Source organism: Mycobacterium sp. 1465703.0 (assembly GCF_001672975.1).
Taxonomy (GTDB): domain Bacteria; phylum Actinomycetota; class Actinomycetes; order Mycobacteriales; family Mycobacteriaceae; genus Mycobacterium.
In genome coordinates this window covers 1-21970 of the sequence record NZ_LZKU01000070.1, presented here as the reverse complement: position 1 = coordinate 21970, position 21970 = coordinate 1, and the positions used below count along the sequence as shown (strand labels likewise).

General features: G+C 66.0%; 21 protein-coding genes and 2 pseudogenes. 17 read left to right on the top strand and 6 right to left on the bottom strand.

The features are described from left to right. Positions 1-53: 53 nt before the first annotated feature. The 6 genes from A5625_RS06385 (at position 54) to A5625_RS06360 (ending at position 5889) form a co-directional block, all read left to right on the top strand. A complete protein-coding gene (locus tag A5625_RS06385) occupies positions 54-332 on the top strand; it encodes a 2Fe-2S iron-sulfur cluster binding domain-containing protein (protein WP_066990399.1) in 279 nt (92 codons plus the stop codon). Positions 333-422: 90 nt separating this feature from the next. Beyond that, positions 423-1607 (top strand): acyl-CoA dehydrogenase family protein, encoded by a 1185-nt coding sequence (locus A5625_RS06380; protein WP_066990359.1) that lies wholly within the window; start codon positions 423-425, stop codon positions 1605-1607. A gap of 31 nt (positions 1608-1638) precedes the next feature. Beyond that, a complete protein-coding gene (gene bphC, locus A5625_RS06375; protein WP_066990354.1) occupies positions 1639-2547 on the top strand; it encodes a biphenyl-2,3-diol 1,2-dioxygenase in 909 nt (302 codons plus the stop codon). After that, entirely contained in the window at positions 2544-4010 is a 1467-nt protein-coding gene (locus tag A5625_RS06370) for an FAD-dependent oxidoreductase (protein ID WP_066990396.1), read from the top strand. The genes bphC and A5625_RS06370 overlap by 4 nt, the downstream gene beginning before the upstream one ends. A gap of 113 nt (positions 4011-4123) precedes the next feature. Continuing rightward, positions 4124-4969: an IclR family transcriptional regulator gene (locus A5625_RS06365; protein ID WP_066990351.1), complete on the top strand. Its 846-nt coding sequence runs from the start codon at positions 4124-4126 to the stop codon at positions 4967-4969. Beyond that, the gene (locus tag A5625_RS06360; protein WP_066990348.1) at positions 4966-5889 is read left to right on the top strand and encodes an alpha/beta hydrolase; all 924 of its coding nucleotides are present in this window, start codon (positions 4966-4968) and stop codon (positions 5887-5889) included. Before A5625_RS06365 ends, A5625_RS06360 begins: the two co-directional genes overlap by 4 nt. On the opposite strand, the gene A5625_RS06355 is transcribed toward A5625_RS06360, so the two are convergent. Next, positions 5866-7104 (bottom strand): NADH:flavin oxidoreductase, encoded by a 1239-nt coding sequence (locus tag A5625_RS06355; protein ID WP_066990344.1) that lies wholly within the window; start codon positions 7102-7104, stop codon positions 5866-5868. The two genes, A5625_RS06360 and A5625_RS06355, sit on opposite strands and share 24 nt — an antisense overlap. 98 nt (positions 7105-7202) lie before the next feature. Here A5625_RS06355 and A5625_RS06350 point away from each other — a divergent pair, with 98 nt between their 5' ends. From A5625_RS06350 to A5625_RS30730, 3 genes and pseudogenes are all read left to right on the top strand, one after another. Next, positions 7203-7550 carry a hypothetical protein gene (locus A5625_RS06350; protein WP_066990393.1) on the top strand — a complete coding sequence of 116 codons (348 nt, stop codon included), beginning with the start codon at positions 7203-7205 and terminating at the stop codon, positions 7548-7550. Further along, positions 7543-8178: a Dabb family protein gene (locus tag A5625_RS06345; RefSeq protein WP_066990341.1), complete on the top strand. Its 636-nt coding sequence runs from the start codon at positions 7543-7545 to the stop codon at positions 8176-8178. The genes A5625_RS06350 and A5625_RS06345 overlap by 8 nt, the downstream gene beginning before the upstream one ends. A gap of 5 nt (positions 8179-8183) precedes the next feature. Next, a pseudogene (locus A5625_RS30730) lies at positions 8184-8579 on the top strand (SRPBCC family protein); the annotation flags it as partial. A gap of 67 nt (positions 8580-8646) precedes the next feature. On the opposite strand, the gene A5625_RS06340 reads toward A5625_RS30730, so the two are convergent. Then, positions 8647-9537, bottom strand: a complete 891-nt coding sequence (locus A5625_RS06340; RefSeq protein ID WP_066990337.1) for an SDR family oxidoreductase — start codon at positions 9535-9537, stop codon at positions 8647-8649. Then, entirely contained in the window at positions 9534-11471 is a 1938-nt protein-coding gene (locus tag A5625_RS06335) for an NAD(P)/FAD-dependent oxidoreductase (RefSeq protein WP_066990334.1), read from the bottom strand. The genes A5625_RS06340 and A5625_RS06335 overlap by 4 nt, the downstream gene beginning before the upstream one ends. 93 nt (positions 11472-11564) lie before the next feature. Between A5625_RS06335 and A5625_RS06330 the strand changes: the two genes are divergently transcribed. The 7 genes from A5625_RS06330 (at position 11565) to A5625_RS06300 (ending at position 19017) form a co-directional block, all read left to right on the top strand. Further along, a complete protein-coding gene (locus A5625_RS06330; protein WP_082984300.1) occupies positions 11565-13163 on the top strand; it encodes an acyl-CoA synthetase in 1599 nt (532 codons plus the stop codon). A 130-nt stretch (positions 13164-13293) separates the two neighbouring features. Then, on the top strand, positions 13294-14433 hold the full coding sequence (locus A5625_RS06325) for an acyl-CoA dehydrogenase family protein (protein WP_066990387.1): 1140 nt from the start codon (positions 13294-13296) through the stop codon (positions 14431-14433). Beyond that, positions 14430-15455 carry an acyl-CoA dehydrogenase family protein gene (locus A5625_RS06320; protein WP_066990331.1) on the top strand — a complete coding sequence of 342 codons (1026 nt, stop codon included), beginning with the start codon at positions 14430-14432 and terminating at the stop codon, positions 15453-15455. Before A5625_RS06325 ends, A5625_RS06320 begins: the two co-directional genes overlap by 4 nt. A 71-nt stretch (positions 15456-15526) precedes the next feature. Continuing rightward, positions 15527-16024: a nuclear transport factor 2 family protein gene (locus tag A5625_RS06315; RefSeq protein WP_066990328.1), complete on the top strand. Its 498-nt coding sequence runs from the start codon at positions 15527-15529 to the stop codon at positions 16022-16024. Between the two features lie 2 nt (positions 16025-16026). After that, positions 16027-16899 (top strand): SDR family oxidoreductase, encoded by an 873-nt coding sequence (locus A5625_RS06310; protein WP_066990325.1) that lies wholly within the window; start codon positions 16027-16029, stop codon positions 16897-16899. A 12-nt stretch (positions 16900-16911) separates the two neighbouring features. After that, entirely contained in the window at positions 16912-17895 is a 984-nt protein-coding gene (locus tag A5625_RS06305; RefSeq protein ID WP_066990322.1) for an alpha/beta hydrolase, read from the top strand. A 45-nt stretch (positions 17896-17940) separates the two neighbouring features. Next, entirely contained in the window at positions 17941-19017 is a 1077-nt protein-coding gene (locus A5625_RS06300; RefSeq protein ID WP_066990319.1) for a hypothetical protein, read from the top strand. 236 nt (positions 19018-19253) lie between these two features. On the opposite strand, the gene A5625_RS06295 is transcribed toward A5625_RS06300, so the two are convergent. Both A5625_RS06295 and A5625_RS06290 read right to left on the bottom strand, forming a co-directional pair. After that, positions 19254-19511, bottom strand: a complete 258-nt coding sequence (locus tag A5625_RS06295; RefSeq protein WP_066990384.1) for a ferredoxin — start codon at positions 19509-19511, stop codon at positions 19254-19256. Positions 19512-19543: 32 nt separating this feature from the next. Next, the gene (locus A5625_RS06290) at positions 19544-20677 is read right to left on the bottom strand and encodes a Rieske 2Fe-2S domain-containing protein (protein WP_066990316.1); all 1134 of its coding nucleotides are present in this window, start codon (positions 20675-20677) and stop codon (positions 19544-19546) included. Positions 20678-20778: 101 nt separating this feature from the next. Here A5625_RS06290 and A5625_RS06285 point away from each other — a divergent pair. Then, a pseudogene (locus tag A5625_RS06285) lies at positions 20779-21786 on the top strand (FAD-binding protein); the annotation flags it as partial. Here A5625_RS06285 and A5625_RS29995 read toward each other — a convergent pair. Beyond that, positions 21676-21936 carry an FAD-binding protein gene (locus tag A5625_RS29995; protein WP_232003472.1) on the bottom strand — a complete coding sequence of 87 codons (261 nt, stop codon included), beginning with the start codon at positions 21934-21936 and terminating at the stop codon, positions 21676-21678. The pseudogene A5625_RS06285 and the gene A5625_RS29995 sit on opposite strands and share 111 nt — an antisense overlap. Between the last annotated feature and the right edge of the window lie 34 nt (positions 21937-21970).

Genomic DNA, 21970 nt, shown 5'->3' with positions numbered 1-21970 from the left:
GACCACCGGGCGTGCCCGGCCGCCGGCCGGCTGTTATCGCCGACCATCGGCTGATGCCAGAAGTCACCCATGTCGAAGTCGAACTGGACGGTCAGCGGCATCGGCTGCGCTGGCCGCCCGAACAGACATTGGTCGAGACGCTGCTCGACGCGGGAATCGCGGTACCGCACTCATGCCGCGAGGGCCGCTGCGGTTCGTGCGTGGCGACCGTGGTTGCCGGCCGGGTCGACATGGCTCCCTGCGACGTCCTGGACGCCGCAGATGTCGAGGATGGCCTGATACTCGCCTGTCAGGCGGGGACGGCCGGCGTCGACGTTCACGTCGAATTTTGACGCCGTGATGTCCGCTCATCGGGATTTCCTTTGGGACGGCGCGGGACTGCGGTAGACCATTACTAAGCCCACACACGTAAGGACAACGATATGAGCGACCGGGTACTCGACCGGGTGGTGGCCATGGCCGACCAGTTGCGCGATCAAGCCGCGGAAGCCGAACGCATCGGGCGGCTCACCGATGACACCGTCAAGCTGATGAAGGGCGCCGGCCTGATCCGGCTGCTGCAGACCAAGCAGTACCAGGGCTTCGAGGTGCACCCCCGCGAGTTCGCCGAGACGACGATGGCCACAGCGGCGCTAGATCCGGCGGCCGGCTGGATCGTCGGCGTGGTCGGTGTGCACCCCTACCAGCTGGCCTACGCGGATCCGAAGGTCGCCGCCGAAATCTGGGCCGACGACGTCGACACCTGGATGGCATCGCCGTACGCGCCGCAGGGCGTGGCCAAACCCGTCGACGGCGGTTACCTGTTCAACGGCCGCTGGCAGTTCAGTTCGGGCACCGACCACTGCGACTGGATCATCCTGGGCGCCATGCTCGGCGACGAGAAGGGCATCCCGTTGATGCCGCCGCAGATGCTGCACATGATCCTGCCGCGCAAGGACTACGAGATCGTAGACGACTCGTGGAATGTGGTGGGGCTGCGCGGGACCGGATCCAAGGACGTCATCGTCAAAGACGCGTTCGTGCCGAGCTACCGGACCATGGACGCGACCAAGGTGATGGACGGCACCGCCCAGCGCGAGGCCGGCATGACCGAGCCGCTGTACCTGATGCCGTGGTCGACGATGTTCCCGCTGGGCATCTCCGCGGCGACCATCGGCATCGCCGAGGGAGCGCTCGCCGCGCATCTGGACTATCAGCGCGAGCGCGTCGGTGCCACCGGGACCGCGATCAAGGACGACCCCTACGTCATGCACGCGATCGGTGAGGCGGCCGCCGACATCAACGCCGCGCGCCAGGAGCTGCTGGCCAACGCCGACCGCATCTACGACATGGTCGCGGCCGGCAAAGAGGTGTCGTTCGCCGACCGTGCCGCCGGCCGCCGCACCCAGGTTCGCGCGGTGTGGCGCGCGGTGTCGGCCGTCGACGAGATCTTCGCCCGCTCGGGCGGCAATGCGGCGCGGATGGACAAGCCGCTGCAACGGTATTGGCGTGACGTGCACGTCGGGCAGATGCATGCCATCCATGTCCCGGGCACCACCTATCACGCGGCGGCGCTGAGTTCGATCGGCATCGACCCGCCCGAGGGTCCGCTGCGGGCCTTGATCTGAGCAGGAGACCAATCTAAGCAGGAGACCATAAGTGAGCGACCTGAAAAGTCTTGGCTACATCACCATTTCGACCAACGCCATCGATCGTTGGCGGCAGTTCGCCTTCGGTGTGCTGGGTTTCGCCGAAGGCAAGGGCCCGGACCCGTCGGCGTTGTATCTACGGATGGACGAACGGGCGGCCCGCCTCATCGTGGTGCCCGGTGAAACCAACCGGGTGCTCACCGTGGGATGGGAAGTGCGCGACCACCCCGCATTGCAGCGGGTGCAGGCCACCCTCGACGGAGCCGGCGTGGCGTACAAACAGCTGTCCCCCGACGAGGCCGAGGCCCGCCGCGTCGAGGAAGTGATCACCTTCGAGGACCCGGCCGGCACCACGCTCGAGGTGTTTCACGGCGCGGTGCTCGACCACAGTCCGGTCGTCACGCCGTTCGGCGCCAAATTCGTCACCGGCGACCAGGGCATGGGCCATGTGGTGGTGCCGGCCACCGACCCCAACGGACTGTTCGACTTCTACACCGAAGTACTCGGATTCCGGGCCCGCGGCGCGTTCCGGGTCCCGCTACCGAAAGAGTTTGGCCCGGTACGGGTTCGGTTCCTCGGCATCAATGAACGACACCACAGCCTGGCGATCGTGCCGGCCGCACACCAGCGCGACCCGCGCCTGGTCCACATCATGGTCGAAGTCGACACCCTGGACGCCGTGGGGCAGGCGCTGGACCGGGTCAACGCCGAAGGCTTTCAGCTCTCCTCCACCCTCGGCCGGCACACCAATGACAAGATGGTCTCGTTCTACGTCCGCGCGCCCGGCGACTGGGACATCGAATTCGGCACTGACGGGATGCGGGTGGACGAAACCTATTACACCGCAGAGGAAATCACCGCCGACAGCTACTGGGGTCACCAGTGGGTCGGCGAAATGCCCGCGGCGATGCGGCTGTGATACCCGACTCGGACGTGACGCCGGTCGCTGCGTCCTCGATAGCCTCGTGGGACGACGAGGCCGATGTGGTGATCGCCGGCTACGGTGTCGCCGGCGCGGCGGCGGCCGTGGAAGCGGCCCGCTCCGGGGCCGACGTCCTGGTGCTCGAGCGCACCGGCTCGTGGGGCGGGGCGGCGTCGATGGCCGGTGGTTTCATCTATCTCGGCGGCGGCACGCCCCTCCAAAAGGCTTGCGGTTTCCACGATTCCGTCGACAACATGGCGGCGTTCCTCAACGTGGCGATGGGGCCCGGTGCCGACGAGGAGCGGATCGCCGATTACTGCGCCGGTAGCGTTGCCCACTTCGAGTGGCTGGTCGGGTGCGGCGTGCCGTTCAAGGCGGAGTTCTTCTCCGAGCCCGGCTGGGAGCCGATGGGCGATCAGGGGCTGATGTACAGCGGCGGGGAAAACTCGTTCCCCTTCAACACCATCGCCTCGCCCGCGCCGCGCGGGCACGTGCCGCAGATGCAGAACAAGAAGCAGGGCGAAGCCAGCGCCGGCTACATGCTGATGAAGCCCCTCGTCGAAACCGCCACGGCGGCAGGCGCACGCGCGTTGTACGACGTGCGGGTGCAGCGCCTGATCGTGGACTCCGACGGCAGGGCGGTCGGCATCTGCGCCCGTCGGTACGGCACCGAAATGGCGATTCGGGCCCGCACCGGGGTGGTGCTCGCGACGGGCAGCTTCGCCTACAACGACGCGATGGTTCAGCGTTACGCGCCGCGGATCGCCGGACGCCCGGCTGCCTCGATCGAGCAGCACGACGGGCAGGCGATCCGGATGGCGCAGGCGCTGGGCGCCGACCTGGCGCACATGGACGCCACCGAGGTCGCCATCTTCGTCGATCCCCAGCAACTGGTGCGCGGCATCCTGGTCAACGGCCGCGGTCAGCGCTACGTCGCCGAGGACACCTACCCGGGCCGGATCGGGCAGCTCACCCTTTACCAGCAGGACAACGTCGCCTATCTGATCATCGACGGCGATGCGCATGAGGAGGCGACGGCCTCGTGGTCGCCAAAGCTCATGCTGCGCCCGGCGACCTGGGTGGCCGACACCGTGGCCGATCTGGAACGCGACATGGGGTTGCCTCCCGGATCGCTGCAGGCGACCGTGGCCGCCTACAACGAGGGCGCCGCGCGCGGCGAGGATCCGCTGTTACACAAGAAGCCGGAGTGGATCAAGCCGATCGGCTCCCCAGTCGGCGCGGTCGACCTGCGGGAAAGCACCGGCGGCTTCACCCTGGGCGGCCTGGCCACCACGCTGGACGCCGAGGTACTGCACGTCAGCGGCGCACCGATTCCGGGGCTCTTCGCCGCCGGCCGGTGCACCGCCGGCCTGGCCGCTTGGGGTTATGCCAGCGGCGTCTCGCTGGGTGACGGCAGCTTTTATGGCCGCCGCGCCGGGCGCTCTGCAGCCAAGGGCTGAGCTTTCTTCCGCTCCGGACATCCCCGGCTGTTCACGCGTGTCGTGTGACAGCGGCCACAGCGGTGTGGTAGAAACAGATATTCCTAATAGGAATATGACAGCCAGGAGGACCCTTGACCGCGACCGTCGAAACTCCCACCGCGGTTATTGACCGCATCTCGCTGGTCCTGGACGCGTTCGACGGGCCCGGGCGGCTGACGCTGGCCCAGATCGTCCGTCGTACCGGCCTGCCGCGCTCCTCGGCACACCGGATGCTCGAGCGACTGGTGCAACTGCGCTGGCTGCGCCGCAGCGGCCGTGACTACGAGCTGGGCATGCGCCTGGTCGAGCTCGGCTCGCTCGCTGTGCACCAGGACCGCCTGGTGCGGGCCGCCAGACCGTTACTGGGCGAATTGCACCGCGCCACAGGACTTGTCGTGCATCTTGCGGTTCTGGACGGACCCGACGTGGTTTATCTCGACAAGGTCGGCGACTCGCCGCTGGCGCCGATACCCACCCGGGTCGGCGGCCGGCAGCCCGCACACTGCACCGCCGTCGGGAAGGCGATGTTGGCCTACCGCGACGACGACGCCGCGGTGGACTTGCAGGTTCGCAAGACCAAGTACTCGATTGCCACCCGCGGGCAGCTCACCGTCGAGTTGTCCCGGGTCCTCGCGCACGGCGTCGCCTTCGAGCGCGAGGAATCGCTACTCGGATTCGGTTGTGTGGCAGCGCCAATCGGTGGGCCCGGGGAGGGCCAGGAAGTCATAGCCGCGGTGTCGGTGTGCGGCCCGATCAATCGGATGACCTTCGATCAGCGACTCGCCGCTCCAGTACGGATGACCGCAATGGGCATTTGGCGCAACGTCGAAGACGGCCCGCAACGAGTTGCCCCGATCTTGCAGCCACTGCGGCCATTGCTCCCGACGCGGCCATCGCACCCAACCGGGGCGCAGGACCCCGCCCTGCAGTACGCGTGAGCCTGGACCCGCAGATCGCCCCGATCATCGAGCAACTGGATGGCGGGTTCCCACCGGTTCAGGAGATGAGCGGCGCCGAGGCCCGAGCGCTCATCCGGTCCAGGTTGGTACCACCGCCCCAGCCCGAACCCGTCGCCGTGGCGGCCGATCGCTGGGTCGACGGTCCGGGCGGGCCGATCCGGGTACGCGTATACCGGCCCGAGGCGCTCGGGCCGCTCCCCATCGTCGTGTACGCGCACGGCGGCGGTTTCGTGTTCTGCGATCTGGACAGCCACGACGGGCTATGCCGTAACATCGCTAATCTCGTTCCAGCCGTTGTTGTTTCGGTCGACTACCGGTTGGCTCCGGAGAGCCCCTGGCCGGCGGCCGCCGAGGACGTGTACGCCGCGACATGCTGGGCCCACCATAACGCCGCCATGCTCGGCGCCGACCCGCAGCGTCTGGTGGTGGGCGGTGATAGCGCCGGGGGCAACCTGGCCGCGGTGAGCGCGATCATGGCTCGCGACCACGGCGGACCGGCGCTGGCGGGTCAGCTGCTGCTCTACCCGGTGATTGCGGCCGACTTCGATACCGAGTCCTACCGCCTGTTCGGCCGGGGCTACTACAACCCGAAACCGGCGCTGCAGTGGTACTGGGATTGCTACGTACCATCGCGCGACGACCGCGCGCACCCCTACGCCGCCCCGCTGAACGCCGACCTAACCGGGCTCCCGCCCACCGTCCTGGTGGTGGCCGGCCACGATCCACTGCGCGACGAGGGATTGGCTTACGGCACAGCGCTGACAGCCGCCGGCGTGCCCACCAACCAGCTGCACTACCCGGGCGGGATCCACGGGTTCATGACGATGCCGATGCTCGACATCGCACACCGGGCCCGCAAAGAGGCCACCACCGTCCTAGCCGAGATGTTGCAGCGGTAGGTCGTTGGCGCGCAACGGTTCTACCGCCCCGTAGCGCTGTCCGGGATCGAGCACGCAATGGGTCCGCCCGAACACGGTCACCATGCACTTGTTGTTGTGGGTGCAGCGGCTGCGGGTGGCCGGATCGGCGATCATCCTGGAGACCAGGTCCGGTTCGCGCAGCAGCGCCCGCCCCATCGCCACGAAATCGAAGCCCTCGCGCATGCCCGTCTCGACGTGCTCGCGATTGGTGATTCCGCCCAACAGGATCAGCTTGGTATTACGCATGACCGGGACGAATTGGCGGGCATTTTCCAGCATGTAGAGATCTCGATAGGGGTAGTCACCCATCGCCCACTTTCCGATGAAGCGGATCCCGGTGCGCATGGGCTGCGGCATGACCTGGGCGAACTCCTTGACCGGGACGTCACCGCGAAACAGATACATCGGCTTGAAAACCGAAGAGCCCTGGGTTAATTCGATGGCATCCAACACAGCGTCGGCATCGAGCAGCGTGGCGGTGCGCAACGCTTCATCGACCCAGATGCTGCCGGGTACACCGTCGTCCATATCAAGCTTGGCGGTCACCGCGATGCGGTCACCGATCTCATCGCGCACGCGCCGGGCGATTTCGCGGCAGAACCGCGACCGGTTGTCGATGTCGCCGCCGTATTCATCCCTGCGCCGGTTGATCAACGGACTTAAAAACGAGCTCGGCAGGTAGAGGTGGCCGAAATGCAGTTCCACGGCATCGAACCCCGCGTCGGCGGCCGTCCGGGCGGCCGAGCCGAATTGGTCGACTACCCGCGCGATCTCGGCGCGGCTGATCTCGCGGCAGTAACCCATCGAAGCCGGGTTGATGAACCTGCTCGGCGCCATGGGGGTGACCCCGGTCAACTTCTTGTGCGCCACCACACCCGCGTGGCCCAGTTGGGCCGAGATTGCCGCACCGTCGTGGTGGACTGCGTCGGTCAGCTTCTGAAGGCCGGGAAGGGCCGCCTCACTCATCACGATCTGTCCGGGCGCGCTGGCTCCCTCTGGCGCCACGCAGCAGTACGCGACGGTCGTCATGCCGACGCCGCCCCGGGCGAAGGCGCGATGGAACTCGATCAGGTCATCGGTCACCAGGCCGTTCGGCGATCGGCCTTCCGACGTAGCGGCCTTGATCACCCTGTTACGCAATGTCACCGGCCCGAGGACAGCGGGGGCGAAGGGATCCAACGCTGCGGTGCTCATCCGACTACCGTTGACCCGCGTGCGACGCCGGTCAACGGAGGTTCCCGATGGTCGGGAGCCGGCCACACCTCGCCGCGCAGATGCCATACGGTCGGCTCATGGCCGACGGCGAAATCTTCGTGATCGACCGAGTGGTGACGCGGCCCGGATGCGCCCGGCGATTTGTCGACACCTACCTCGCCGAATACGCCCCCGGGGCGCGCGAACGGGGCATGACCTTGCGCACCATCCTGGTGAGCCCACCGATCTGGTTCGACGACGACAACAACGTCATCACGGCGACCTGGACACTGCCCAGTGCGCAGGCGTGGTGGGAGATGACGTGGAAGGGTCGATCGGACCCAGCGCTGGGCGAATGGTGGTCGAGGATCGGCGAATTGGTGGCCGAGCGGTCCAGGTCCTTCGCCGCGGCCGCCGATGATGTAGACGGGCTGTGCGATGTATAACGTCACGCGCCTGATCGACGTCGCCGAGCCTGGTCGCGACCGGATCCTCGACGAGTTGCGCAGCGCCGCCAACGCGGCGGCGCCGCTGCCATGGGTTGTGGAGCCGACGCTGCCCGGCTCGCGCAACGGGGGCGATATTCTCGTGCGGTTGCGCTTCGCCTCCAAGGATCACTGGGATCGTGCGGCAGTACGCTTTGCGGAGATTTTGAGCCAACCCGCGGTCAGCCAGGTAAACGGCGCGGCCTATTCCGGAACGCCCGAGCACACCAGCGACAAGCCTGGAGCCGTGTACCGAGCACTGTTGTTACGAGCGCTGCCGGGCACCGACGAGGCCACCATCGCCCGTTTCGAGGCCGACCTGCAGCTAATGCCCCGGTACGTGCGCACCATCACCGACTGGCAGCTGAGCAGGGTCGAGGAGGCGACCGGTGTCTCGGCGTGGACCCACGTGTTCGAACAACTCTTCACCGACGCGGACGGGTTGATGGGGCCCTACCTGATGCATCCCATCCACTGGGCGGTGGTGGATCGTTGGTTCGACCCCGAATGTCCCGACGTCATCGTGCGCGATCGCGTCTGCCACAGCTTTTGCCAGAGCGACGCGGCCGTTCTCCGGTTCGATGGATAGGTTAGATGATGCACTACTCAATTCGATTCGAGCGATCGTGTGCCGCGTCGCCTGAGATCGTCTATGACCTTCTCATCGACGTGCTGCGGTGGCCGGATTGGTTACCCGGAGTGCGTAGCGCCGTTTGGGAGGAGGCGGGAACTCGCGGCGGCACCCGCGAGGGAGCCATCTGCCGAATCGTCATCAGCGGCTTGACAATGCGCGAGAAGATCCTGATTGACGACGGCCCGCACCACCACGCGTACCGCATCGTCTCCGGTATCCCGGTGACCCATCATCGCGCCGATGTGCACATCAACGAGCGAGCCGGCGGATCGCTCATCGTCTGGCAGGCGACGTTCCGCTCGCGGATTCCCTTTGCGGGACCGTTGATCTGGTTGATGCTGCGCACGAGCATGCCCCGGATGGCGACAGCTTTGGCCACGGGGGCCGAGCAGGCTGATCAACGACACGCGCGCAAGAGTCGTGTCAGATCCCCGCCGGAGCGATATTCGGATTGGCAGTCGGTGGCGGCTTTAACCGGGGCAACACCTTCGTGCCATCCAGGCTATGCACCGGTAGTTGCTGCGACCACGGATAATGCAGGCTGAACGCGACCAACCCGGTACGCTCCCCGGCGGGCAGATGGCACATCGCCAGCACGGTCTCGGCTAGATACTCCACCGGCTCGGTCGGAAACGAGTCCGGGATAAGTTGCGCCGCACCAGGTGTGCGGACCGCCGTCGACGGGCCAACACAATTCACCGCGATGTTTGCGCCCAGCAATTCGGCGGCCACGCCCTGGGTGAACCGGTGCAGGGCGGCTTTCAAGGACGCATAGATCACGTCGCCGGATGTCTTGTTGTATTCCCGGTACGGCCGGACCGGTGCCACGCCCGTGACCGAACCGATGTTGACAATCCAGCCCGCCCCTTGGTTACGCATGTGCGGCACAGCCGATTTCGTCAGCACGAACGGAACGCGCAGGTAGTGCTCCACGGTGCGGTCGAAAGTTTCCAAACTCATGTCCTCGACCAAGGAGTAGTCGGCGAAACCGGCATTGTTGACCAGGATGTCGATGCGTCCCGTGCGCTCCAGGACCGCTTCGACCAAACCGCCGCGCTGTTGCGCATCCTCCAGGTCGACCGCAATGCCAAACGCCGAACCACCGGCGGACTCGATCAGCTCGACCGTTTCGCCAATGGTACCGGGCAAAGCGGTGGTCGTTCCGGCCCGCCTCGACAAAGACGGCGTGTGCGAACGTGCCGTGACCGCCACCGTGGCGCCCTCGGCCGCCAGTCGCTGGGCGATGGCACGTCCGATACCGCGGCTGCTACCGGTAACCAAAGCCGTTTTGCCGCAGAGCAACCCGGCGCTCATCGAAGCTTGAGATCCTCTTCGACCGGCGCGCGATGGTCGTGCCAAAAGTCGACCAGGCGGTACGGGAAGGCGATCACGATCCGGCCACCCGAGCGATAGTAGGTGTGGGCCGACGGCGTATGGCGCCATACTGTGCCGGCCATGGTCGCATCGATGCGGGCGACGTAGTCCTCGTAGGCGCGCTGCGTCACCTCCAGGCTGGCGGCCTCGCGCAGCGCCATCAACTGCAGACATTCCATCACGTAGTGCACCATCACTTCGACACCGAAGTTGTGCCCAGCGCCGTGGCCCGGACTGTAGTTGGGGGCCGACGAAATGAACAGGTTCGGGAATCCCGGCACCATCCCGCCGCGGTAGGCGCGAGGGGCGTCGCCCCATTCGTCGGTCAATTTCCTGCCGTCGCGGCCCCGAATATCCACAGTGGAAAGGAAATCCAGGTAATAACCGGTCGCGTAGACAATGATGTCGAGGTCGATCTGCCTGCCGTCTTCCGTCACGATTCCGGCCTCATTGACCCGCGCCGGCTCACTGGCCTCGACGTCCACATGCTCGCGGGCAAGCGCCGCATAGTAGCCGCCGGGATCACGGATGATCCGCTTACCGTAAGGAGCGAAGTCGGGCGTGACCTTACGGGCGAGCTGGCTGCCCGCGCCGAACACCCGATCGATGTAATCGAGGCACAGCTGCAGCAACACGTCGTTGGCCGGCGAAATCGAGAGATGCTCGGCCGCCCAATCCTCGTCATGCAGGATTACCGGATAGTTGTTGTCTGACGTCCCCCAATAGGACTTGAGCCGAACCCAATTGGCGTAGTAGGGCAACCGGGTGCCCAGCCACCGCCGGTAGGCCGGAACATCGTCGGACGCCCGCCGTCGCGGCGCGACCCAGTGCGGCTGGCGTTGAAACACCGTCATGTGCGCGACCTGGTCCACGCAGGCGTCGACGATCTGGACCGCGGTGCAGCCGGCTCCGATTATCGCGACCCTTTTACCGGTGAGATCCAGCTTCCGATCCCACTGTGCGGAATGGATGGAAGTTCCCGAGAAGGTCTCGCGGCCAGGAAGATCCGGCCAACGCGGCCTGTTGAGATACCCGGCGGCGGGGATCACCACATTCGCATAACTGACGTCGCGGGTTCCATCTGGGCCGACCGAGTGGATCTGCCACTGCCGGCGCTGCTCATGCCACCACAACGCTTCGACCGTCGTACTGAACCGGGTGTGCGTGCGGAGGTCGTTCTTGTCAGCCACTGAAACCAGGTAGGCCTGATACTCGGCACCTTGCGGGTAGTAGCTAGACCAGTCGCCGTTGATGTCGCGCGACAGCGAGTAGTATGCCGACGGCGTGTCCACACCGATACCCGGATAGGTGGTGGTGTACCAGGTGCCGCCGACCTCGTCGTTGCGCTCGATGATCTGATAATCGATACCGGCGTCCGCGCACGCGAGCGCGGCGGTGATGCCGGCAATGCCGGCGCCGATGATGACCACCCGAAAGTCGGCGGGAAGTTTTGCGGTGCGCGGCAATACCGGTTGTGAGGGCTGGAATCCGCCCTGTTCCAACAGCAGTCCGAGATACTCGGGGGCGATCTCTCCCCCGAGTGCGATGGGCGCGATCCGGGCGAAGAGGTCGATGTCGTCTGCGGGCACGGCGTCTGCGCGGCGCGGCTCCCGCAGTGCGCCAACGATCTCCTCGACGAGCTGCGCAGCCGTCTCCGGATCGGTGACGCCGGCCTGCTCCGGCGGGTCGGGCACATGGGTAATTTTCGGTGCGAACCGCGCGGCGACGGTCGGATCCCCGGTCAGTTGCGCCAGAACGGCGACGAGCACCCCGGGGTCGGCCTGACGCAGGTTGGCCCGCAGTTCGTCGACGTCTTCGGAATCCGGACCCGTCCGTCCGGCGCTTTCAGTCGTGAAAGGGACGCCAAAGCTCATGCCGACGAGTATCGGGGCGATCCGCGGCCATGAGCAGCGCCCTGTCTACTCAGCGGGAGGCGGACGATCCGCATACGGGCATCGGCGCTTACCGTGACCGGCATGCAGTCCGATGACCTCGACGTCATGATCGAACGGGCACGTCGCCATGGACTCGGCGATATTCCCCGGCGATCGGCGCGCCGGCACCCGGACAAGATCGCGATCATCGACGGCGCTGTCGAGCTGACATTTGCCGAATTCGACAGTCTGGTAGACCAGACCGCGGCAGCGTTGCACGACAGCGGTTTTGGACCCGGCGGCCGATTAGGACTCTTGTCACGCAACTGCTGGCAGTACGCAGTGCTGGCATTCGCAACGGCGCGCGCAGGAGTCGTCTTGGTCCCGATCAACTTCATGCTGACCGCCGAGGAGATCGCCTACATCCTCGATCACAGTCAGGTCGGCGGCTTGGTCGTCGAAGCAGATCTGACGCCGACCGCCGAACAGGCGATCCGGCGCGGCGGAGTGGTCAGGGCCCGAGTCGCGCTGCTACCAAAGGGACACGAGGGCGTATCCGGATGGGCGGATTTCGGCCAGTGGCTGGCCACCGATACACCGGTCCCGAGCCCGCACATCGACGATGACCAACCCATCCGGCTCATGTACACCAGCGGAACCGAATCCCGTCCCAAGGCCGCGATCCATACCAGCCGCAGCCTGATGTGGCAGTACGTCAGCACCATCATCGCCGGCGAGATGGCGCACGACGATGTCGAGATCCATTCGCTGCCGCTGTACCACTGCGCGCAGTTGGACAATTTCCTGGCCACTGATATCTACCTGGGCGCGACCAGCATCATCCTGCCGCGGCCTGAGCCCGAAACGGTACTGCGCACTATCGAGCACTACCGCGTCACCAACTATTTCGCTCCCCCCACGGTGTGGATCTCGCTGCTGCGCTCACCGGTGTTTGACGAAGTGGACCTGTCCAGCCTGCGTAAGGGCTATTACGGCGCCTCGGCCATGCCGGCGGAAATCCTTCACGAGATCCGCGAGCGGCTGCCCAACCTCCGGCTGTGGAACTTCTACGGCCAGACCGAGATGGCCCCGCTGGCCTCGGCCTTGGGACCGGACGAGCAAGACGCGCACGGCGGTTCGGCCGGAAGGCCGGTGGTCAACGTGGAAACCACCATCCTCGACGACGACGACAACCCGGTCGCCGCCGGTGTGGTCGGCGAGATCGCCCACCGCAGCCCACATTTGACATCGGGCTACCTCGACGACCCGGAACGCACCGCGGCGGCTTTCAAAAGCGGCTGGTTCCACTCCGGCGACCTGGGCTACTACGACGAACATGGACTGCTGCACGTCGTCGACCGCAAGAAGGACATGATCAAAACCGGTGGCGAAAACGTGGCCAGCCGCGAGGTCGAGGAAATCATTTACCGGCACAACGGTGTTCAAGAAGTTGCGGTGTTCGGTTTGCCCCACCCGGTGTGGGTGGAGGCGGTGGTGGCCGCCGTCGTCCCGCGCGATGGCACCACTCTCACCGAGGAAGACCTGTTCTCTCACTGCCGGGCGCACTTGGCCGGATTCAAGACGCCCAAACGCGTCTTCTTCGTGGACGCGCTGCCCAAAAACCCCAGCGGAAAATTGCTCAAACGTCTGCTGCGGGAGCGTTTCAGTCTCGATCAGCACGCCGTCAGTTGACCCCGAACCGACTTCTGCTCACTACAGTTGCCCGCATGAGCTCACCTCTCGATAGCGCCACCCTCGGGCCAGCGCAGGCCAGGACGATCAACCTGCCTCAGCGGTGCATCGAGCAGTGGACGACGCGCTGATGGCACTCCCCCGTTTGGTGCCGCCCGCCAGTGTCGACGCCGCTTCGACCGAGGAGTTGCGTAACGAGGTGCGCGATTTTCTTGCCGACCAATTGGCCGCGGGGGCGTTCACCCCTTCAGTCGATGCCTGGCTGACGGGCTGGGACGAAAATTTCACCGCCGCCCTCGCATCCCGTGGGTGGCTGGGCATGACGGTGCCATCCGAATACGGCGGGCACGCCAGCTCTTTCCTGGAACGATTCGTCGTGACCGAGGAACTGTTGGCCGCGGGCGCACCGGTCGCCGCGCACTGGATCGCCGATCGCCAGATCGTGCCGTCGCTGCTCAAATACGGCACTGAAGAACAGAAACAAGAGTTTCTGCCCCGCATCGTGCGCGGAGAATGCTTCTTCGGCATCGGGATGAGCGAGCCTGACTCGGGCTCCGATCTGGCCAGCGTGCGCACCCGCGCCACCCGCGTCGACGGCGGCTGGTCGCTGACCGGCACCAAAGTGTGGACGTCTGGTGCCCACCTCGCTCACGCGTTCATCGCACTCGCGCGCACCGACCCGCCTGACCCGGCGAACCGGCACGCCGGACTGAGCCAGTTCATCGTCGACCTGCGGAAGCCCGGCATCGAGATCCGCCCGATCGTGTCGATGAACGGCGACCACCACTTCAACGAGGTGATCCTGGATTCGGCGTTCGTCCCCGACGCGATGGTGTTCGGTGAAATCGGCAACGGCTGGCAGCAGGTGACCTCCGAGCTCGCCTTCGAACGCAGCGGGCCCGAGCGGTTCCTGTCCACGTTCGTGCTGTTGGCGGCCTGCGCGGACCGCATGGCATCGAACGCCATTCCCCGCGATCCCGATCTGGGGCGTTTAGTGGCGCGCATCGCCGGCTTACATCAGATGTCCACCGCGGTGGCAGGTGCGCTCGAACGGCACGAACCCGCGGATCTACCAGCCGCGGTCGTCAAGGTGCTGGGCACCACGACCGAGGGTGACATCGCGGAATTCGCCGACCTGCAGGACTCGCCGGACTCGGCCTTCTCGGGCCTGGTGAGTGCGGCCGTCGATCAGCGACCCGGCTTTACGCTGCGCGGCGGCACCAACGAGGTCCTGCGTGGCGTGATCGCCCGCGGGCTGGGCATGCGATGAGCACCGGACCATCCGCTGACGCCGCGCTCGTCGACATGATGCGAGCAGTATTTTCCGATTACCGCGAAAAGCACCCGCCCGCAGCGACGGTCGAGCGGGATCCCGTGCTCTGGCGACATCTCGACGAACTTGGTCTGGCCCGGCTGACCGGTGCGGAACAGCACGGCGGCAGCGGGGCGAGTTGGTACGAAGCGGCCGAACTCCTGGCTGTCGCCGTCAGCCATGGGGTTCGGATCCCGCTGGCCGAACACGACCTGTTGGCGTGCTGGCTGCTGGCGACCATCGGAATGCCCGCGGACGACGCGGTCCGGACCATATGTGTGCTGGACAAACATGGAACCGCCACTGACGTGCCCTGGGCCACCTCGGCCGACCGGATCGTCGTCGTGTGGCGCGCCGAGGGCAGGCACCAGGTCGCCGACGTCGCCGTCGAGCAGCTGACGATTACTCCGGGTAGCAACCTGATCGGCGAGCCACGCGACACCGTGGCCGCCGACCCGGCAACATTGCAAGGTGTTCCGGTGACAGCAGCACTGCTCACCCAGTTGCGACTGAAAGCCGCCCTGGTCCGATCCATCCAAGTCGTCGCCGCATTGGATCGGATCCTGCACCTGTGCGTTGACCACGCGACTGTACGGGTCCAGTTCGGCCGTCCCCTGTCCAAGTTCCAGGCCGTCCAGAATCTGATCTCCGACATCGCTGCCGATGCCGCACTCGCTCGAGCGGCGACCGAGGCCGCACTGCACGCCGCCGTCACCAGCGAATGGTCGGCACCCGACTTGGAATTCCTTGTGGCCGTGGCGCGTTCGTGCACCGGTCACGCGACCTCAGTGGTGGTGCGCAACGCCCACCAGGTGCACGGCGCCATCGGCACCACCCGTGAGCACCGGCTGCAGGAGTTCACCCGCGCCGCGCTCGCGTGGCGCTCCGAGTTCGGCTCGGTGCGGTATTGGGACGAGCGGGTCACCGATGCGGCGCTCTATGCGAGCGCCGGAGGGCTGTGGAGCCTGATCACCGGCTGAATCCCAGACCGTGTTCCACTGATCGGGCAACCGCGGCCTCACCGCACCGCAGCCGGAGTTGACTTGCGCCTATGAGCACTGACATCACGCTGCCGGAATTGCAGGAATTCATCGCGTCATTCTGGTACCACTACGACGAGGCCCACTACGACGAGTTGAGGAACAGCTACGCCGAGGATGTCCGCTACCTGACCCGAAGCGATTCCGGCGCAAGCCCTTTCGAAGAGCTGATGTCACCGGAGCTGCACGGTCGCGATGCGGTGATGGAATGGCTATCCGAACACCGCAAGCAAAGCCCCTACCCGTTGCGGCACCACGCCACCAACGTGCACCGCACCGGCGCTGACGGCTCTGACGGTTCTGACGGCGGGGTCACCCGCGCGCGCTTCTACATCTTCGTCAACCAGATCGCCAACTTCGTACCGTTCGCGGTGTCGAGCGGGATGGTCAACGTCGGCGTCAAGCGCGGCGCCAATGGCCTGGAGTTCACCGAGATGGACGTGATCCTCGACGCCACCAACTCAGTTCTGCTCTCGGAGCTGCACGCCGAAAGCGGCGCCGGCTCATAGCCATGGACGCTCGGGAAATCTTTGGTGGCAAAGTCGCGGTCATCACCGGCGCCGGGTCCGGCATCGGCGCCGGGCTGGCCCGGTACGCCAGCCGGTTGGGCATGACGGTAGTGCTGGCCGACGTCAACGAGCGGGCCGTGACGGCGCTGCGCGACGAGTTGTCCGCAGCCGGTGGCGTGGCACACGACGTTGTGTGCGACGTACGCGACCCTGATGCCGTGCAGGACCTGGCCGACCGTGCCTACCGCGATGTCGGGTCGGTGGGCCTGCTGGTGAACAACGCGGGCGTCGAACAGTTCGGCTACCTGTGGGACACACCGGTGGCCAACTGGCGACGTGTGATGGACATCAATGTCAGCGGCGTCTTCCACGGCGTTCGGGCCTTTCTGCCCAAGATGATGGCCACCGATGAGCAGGCCTGGGTGTGGAACATCGCATCGGTGGGTGCGGTGGTGGCGATCCCGTTGCAGGCGCCCTACATCGTGAGCAAGCATGCGGTGCTGTCGCTGACCGAGTGTCTACACCTCGAAGTGCAGGCCACGGGCCACGGCCATCACGTCCACGTCCAGGCCGTGCTGCCCGGGCCAGTGCGCTCCAACATCTTCGAGTCGGCGGGCGGCGTCGACCCGGGCGCAGCGAGCGACGCGACCGCCGCCGACACCCACCGCTCCACCATGCTCGGCATCAAGGCCGCGTCCATGGATCCGCTGGAAGCCGCCGAGCGGATCTTCGCGCAGTCCGCCGAGGGCCGCTTCTACCTGCACACCCATCCGGACAGCGTCGGCGCGGCGATGGCCGAGCGCGCGAATATGCTTGCCGCGCAACACCCCCCACAACTACGGACCGAGACGCGGTTCGAATCCGCGCCGCAGTGACGTGACGACGACATGACCTCGTACGCAATGGATCCCGACGCGGCTGCCCGGGTCGCCTCCTTCGGCGAGATCGCTCCGATGCGACAACGGGGCCTGGCCGCGGTGCGCGCTGGGCTCGAATCCGCACCACCGCCGCAGAACATGCCCGAGATGGCCAGTGTCACCGAGACTCTCATCCCCGGCGCCGCCAGCGATCTGCAGGTAAGGATTTATTGTCCGACAACAGATACCGGCACGCCGGTGCTGGTCTATCTACACGGTGGCGGACTGGTGATGGGCTCCAACCATTCGTTCGAACCGTTGGCGCGTGAGCTCGCCGCCGCGGCGGCAGCCACCGTCGTGGCGGTCGACTACCGGCTCGCCCCGCAGGCAGCGCCGCCCGCGCAGTTCGACGATGCCTACGCGGCCACCGAATGGGTGTCACGCAACGCCGGTGAATTGGGCGTCGACAGTGACCGACTCGCGGTCGTCGGCGACAGCGCGGGCGGCTCGCTGGCGGCAGCAGTGGCACTGGCCGCCCGCGATCGTCACGGACCGGCGATCTGCGCGCAAGTGCTGCTGTATCCCGGATTGGACCGCGACATGTCCGTTGCCTCGATCGCTACGATGCCCGACGCACCGCTGCTCGCCCGCGACGACATCGACTACATGCACGCGCTGGTTGATGGCAACGCCGGACCGCCCACCGACCCGTATCAGGTCCCGGCGTATGCGGCCGATCTGTCGGGGTTACCGCCGGCGATCGTGGTCACCGGGGGTTGCGACCCGATCCGCGATTGGGGTGAGCGCTACGCCGACCGGCTACGCGACGCCGACGTGCAGACCACGGTCACCCGTTATCCCGGGATGTACCACGGTTTTCTGATGCGCTCCGATGCCACTGCGCGGGGTCGGTTGGCCATTGCGGAGGTCGGGGCGCTGCTGCGCGCCAAGTTCGCGCACCCGCTTCGGTTTGACGTCCCGATCACCGGACAGCGGTCGACCGTATCGCGGTGATGCTGCGCACAATCAACCAACCTTGGACTGCAAAGGAGACCGTTGATGCTCACCGAAGAGCGCCGGATGGAGCTTTCCGACGTGCTGCGGCCGGCCGCCCCGCCCCGCGAAATCGACAACGTCTACACCGCCGACCAGCGAGAGCGGCTTCTCGACGTCGTGCGCACCCAGGGTCCGTGGAAGCTGATCATCGCCCAACACTTCGCGTCCGCCGACGAATTGATGGCGACGATGAGCGGCATGTTCCCCGACGGGTTCACCCCGTCGCTGGATTTGTTTCTGACCCCGACCTTTCGCGGCTACCTCGCCAACTACGGTGCGGTGCTCTACCCGCAACTGCACGACTGCTTCTATAACGAGCATTTTCTGCAGCTGGCCAAGAGCTACTGGAACGCCGAATACGCCAAGCCACAATTGATGCTGTTCAACATCAACGGACCGTGCGCCAATCGCGATCCGGGACACCTTGATTCACCGAGTTTCCGCGGCGTGCGTCACGAGAATGCCCCGACGTGGCTGACCAGCGTGATGGGGAAATCCGGGCTGTTCCGCGACTATCTGATCAAAATGGCGCAGGTCATCACCTGGTTCTCCCTCGACGCCGGCAGCGGCTTCACCTACTGGCCTCAGGGGCCGCTCAAGGCGCCGCAACGCATCCTGCCCCCGATCAACAATCGCGGCGTGGTGGTGCAAAACGAGATGATGGTGCACCGCGGAGAGGCGAATGGACCACTGGATCAACAGATTCCGTCTGGCCTGGCGTTCGACACCGTGTTCGCCGGAGACCCTGCGAGCCGCGAGCATTGGCTGCTGAAAAACGGCGAGGATGTGATCGCCCGTCACCACACCGACGAACTTCGATTTCTGGTGCACTGGTCGGCCGAGGTCTTCTCCGACTACGATGAGCTGAAAAAGAACATGGACGGCTCCGAAGACCTGACCGTCGACAAGGCCATCGACATCATGATCGACGACCTCAAGGGCAAGGGCATCAACCTCGACATCCCCAGCGAACCGCTGCACGATCCGGCGTTCATCAGCGCGCTGAACGCCGCCTATGACCTGGGCGGCCCGTCCACCTATCCCGAGGAAGCCCCGATCAGCGCCTTCCAACTGACATGACCGAAAAGTCTGCGCAGATGGAGCGTTTCGCCGATCGGCGGGTCATCGTCACCTGAGCCGAGATCCGTATCGACGGCGGCGCACATGCCTAGCGCCAGGGAACAGCCACGTGGATGTTGAACGATTGCAGGCTCTCTGCGATGAACGCCACGTCAAGCGGGCACTGATTCTTTTCGCGAGGGCGATAGACAATCGTGCGGTAACTGAGCAGTGCCGCTGTGCGCCTGACACTTTCGTCAAGTCGGGATCTGAACGGCGTCGTCGACGATCGCCAGGGCGCCGTGCCGCACCGCGTCGACTATCGACTCGGTCAGCGCCGAGCACGCCAGAAACACGCCGCGGCTGCCGGGCGCCGAAATCTGCTGCTCCTCGGCACGTTCCGCGCATCGAGCCGTTGCGTCGGAGTTCCATTGCACGCTGGTCTGGTTCCAACTGCTCTTGCGCGCCAGTACCCGAGCCCCGCAGCTTCGGCACACCACGGGGATCATCGGCATGTCCTCGAGGCGATTGTCGGCGCGAACGGATGTCACACCGAACCCGCCGCCTGAGCCGCCAGGTTCGCCTCGACCTCTTTCATCCACGCCTCGTAGGGGCGGGTGGTGTCGAGCTCGAACTCGAAGCGGTCCACCATATCCGGCTGCACGTCGGCGACGTCGACGTAGAACTGCTGATACCACCGGCGCAGTTGGTAAACCGGACCGTCTTCCTCGACCAGGAGGGGGTTGTCGATGCGCGCCTTATGCCGCCAGATCTCGACGTCCTGCTCGAAACCGAGCTTGACATAGTCGCCGAGCGTGATCGCGGTCTCCATCGCCTGATCGTCGGGCATCACGTCGGACTTCTTCACGATGATGCCGTATTGCAGCACAAAGGAATTCGCATCGATCGGGTAGTGGCAATTGATCAGAATCGTGTTGGCGTCGCCATGCTCGTAGTGATACGTCAGGTCGTCGATCATGAACGAGGGGCCGTAGTAGGACGCCACCGACGTCGTCCCCAGCATTTCCGATCCGGTGCCACCCATGTCCGGGCGGCTTCCGCCGTTCATGTACTGGGTGGCCACGTGCCCCTCGAAGATATTTTTGAAGTAGGTGGGCAACGAGCCGTGAATGTAGAAGAAGTGGGCCATATCGACGACGTTGTCGATGATTTCGCGGCAGTTGCTTGCCACCACGGTGGTGTACCAATGCCAGTCGGTCCACTGGTCGCTGGTGGCGCCCTCGATCCGCGGGATGGTCACCTCCGAGGGCGGCGGTTTGCGCTCCGGGTCGTTCCAGACGAACAGCAAGCCGTCCTGCTGCAGCGTCGTCCAGGCTTGGGTGCGGGCCAGTTTGGGGGTGCGACGGCTGTAGGGCACTTGCTTGCAGCGGCCGTCACCGCCCCAGCGCCAGTCGTGGAAGGGGCACGCGATCTCGTCGCCCTTCACCTCGCCTTGGGACAGGTCCCCGCCCATGTGCCGGCAGTAGCTGTCCAGCACGTTGATGTTGCCGTCACCGCTGCGGAAGACGACGAGCTTCTGTCCGAACGCGTTGATCGCGTGGGGTTTGCCGTCGGCAAAGTCCCGGATCAGTCCCAGGCAGTGCCAGCCGCGGGCGAACCGCGTCGGCGCGGCCTGCGCTTCTATCAGCCGAACCTCGTCGGCCTCAGTCTGCGACGTCATGGGCACAATTCAACTCCTCCGGACCGGCCCGTGGGCCGTATTGTTCCACTCATCAGGACGGGTCTTCCGGTGTCGAGCCGGCGCGGCCTAGCGTTTCGGACGTGACGACGCGCAGCACGACGATCCCTGCCGGGCTTTCCGTGGCCGACACCGCCGTTGATCTGCTCGTCGTGGGCTCCGGTACCGGCATGGCCGCCGCCTTGGCCGCCCACGAAGCCGGGTTGTCAGCGTTGATCGTGGAGAAATCGTCGTACGTGGGCGGCTCGACTGCGCGGTCCGGCGGCGCGCTGTGGCTGCCGGCCAGCCCCGTGCTGGCCGAGGCTGACGCCGGCGACACCGCTGAACGGGCCGGCGCCTACCTGGACGCGGTGGTCGCCGGATCGGCGCCCGCACAGCGGTCTTCGGGCTTTGTCGCGCACGTGTCGGCGACGGTCGACATGCTGCGCCGCACGACGCCGCTGCAGCTGTTCTGGGCACGCGACTATTCCGACTACCACCCGGAGGAGCCGGGCGGCAGTGCGGCCGGCCGCACCTGCGAATGCCGGCCGTTCGACACCTCGCTGCTCGGCGAGTACCGCACCCGGTTGGAGCCCGGCCTTATGGAGGTCAATGTCCCGATGCCGACGACGGGCGCTGACTACCGCTGGATGAATCTGGTCGCCCGGATGCCGCGCAAGGGGATGCCCATCTACGGCAAGCGATTGGCGCAGGGCGTGGCAGGTCGCATGCTGGGCAGGCGCTACGCGGCGGGCGGTCAGGGCTTGGCGGCCGGGCTGTTCACCGGGGTGCTGCGTGCCGGGATCCCGGTGTGGACCGATACCCCGCTCGTTCGGCTCGCCTGCGACGGTGAGCGCGTGACCGGCGCCGTCGTCGAACATGGCGGTCGCGAGGTGACGATCACCGCACGGCGCGGCGTGGTGCTGGCCACTGGCGGTTTCGACCACAGCATGGATATGCGGTGGAAGTTTCAATCGGAGTCGTTGGGCGCCGATCTCAGCCTAGGCGCTGCGGCCAACACCGGCGACGGCATCCGCGCGGGCCAGGAACTCGGCGCCGGCATCGACCTGATGGATCAGGCGTGGTGGTTCCCCGCCATCGCGCCACTGCCCGAAGGACATGTAATCGGTCGCTTCGTTGGCGAACCGGCGCCCGTTCTGGTCCACGATCAGGCAGCCTGGGAGCGACCGCTCGGCCAGCATCACCGCGGGCGCCTTGCCGGGCAGTGGCGCGATGGCGGGGAACCACCACGCCTGATCCATCAGGTCGATGCCGGCGCCGAGTTCCTGGCCCGCG

Excerpts from the sequence above, each read along its gene's own strand:
- A5625_RS06345 (WP_066990341.1), top strand. The coding sequence starts at position 7,543 with ATGTATAACGTCACGCGCCTGATCGACGTCGCCGAGCCTGGTCGCGAC.
- A5625_RS06355 (WP_066990344.1), bottom strand. The coding sequence starts at position 7,104 with ATGAGCACCGCAGCGTTGGATCCCTTCGCCCCCGCTGTCCTCGGGCCG.
- A5625_RS06335 (WP_066990334.1), bottom strand. The coding sequence starts at position 11,471 with ATGAGCTTTGGCGTCCCTTTCACGACTGAAAGCGCCGGACGGACGGGT.
- A5625_RS06315 (WP_066990328.1), top strand. The coding sequence starts at position 15,527 with ATGAGCACTGACATCACGCTGCCGGAATTGCAGGAATTCATCGCGTCA.
- A5625_RS06325 (WP_066990387.1), top strand. The coding sequence starts at position 13,294 with ATGGCACTCCCCCGTTTGGTGCCGCCCGCCAGTGTCGACGCCGCTTCG.
- A5625_RS06300 (WP_066990319.1), top strand. The coding sequence starts at position 17,941 with ATGCTCACCGAAGAGCGCCGGATGGAGCTTTCCGACGTGCTGCGGCCG.
- A5625_RS06290 (WP_066990316.1), bottom strand. The coding sequence starts at position 20,677 with ATGACGTCGCAGACTGAGGCCGACGAGGTTCGGCTGATAGAAGCGCAG.
- A5625_RS06305 (WP_066990322.1), top strand. The coding sequence starts at position 16,912 with ATGACCTCGTACGCAATGGATCCCGACGCGGCTGCCCGGGTCGCCTCC.
- A5625_RS06385 (WP_066990399.1), top strand. The coding sequence starts at position 54 with ATGCCAGAAGTCACCCATGTCGAAGTCGAACTGGACGGTCAGCGGCAT.
- A5625_RS06295 (WP_066990384.1), bottom strand. The coding sequence starts at position 19,511 with ATGCCGATGATCCCCGTGGTGTGCCGAAGCTGCGGGGCTCGGGTACTG.
- A5625_RS06340 (WP_066990337.1), bottom strand. The coding sequence starts at position 9,537 with ATGAGCGCCGGGTTGCTCTGCGGCAAAACGGCTTTGGTTACCGGTAGC.
- A5625_RS06310 (WP_066990325.1), top strand. The coding sequence starts at position 16,027 with ATGGACGCTCGGGAAATCTTTGGTGGCAAAGTCGCGGTCATCACCGGC.
- A5625_RS29995 (WP_232003472.1), bottom strand. The coding sequence starts at position 21,936 with ATGGATCAGGCGTGGTGGTTCCCCGCCATCGCGCCACTGCCCGGCAAG.
- A5625_RS06350 (WP_066990393.1), top strand. The coding sequence starts at position 7,203 with ATGGCCGACGGCGAAATCTTCGTGATCGACCGAGTGGTGACGCGGCCC.
- A5625_RS06380 (WP_066990359.1), top strand. The coding sequence starts at position 423 with ATGAGCGACCGGGTACTCGACCGGGTGGTGGCCATGGCCGACCAGTTG.
- A5625_RS06320 (WP_066990331.1), top strand. The coding sequence starts at position 14,430 with ATGAGCACCGGACCATCCGCTGACGCCGCGCTCGTCGACATGATGCGA.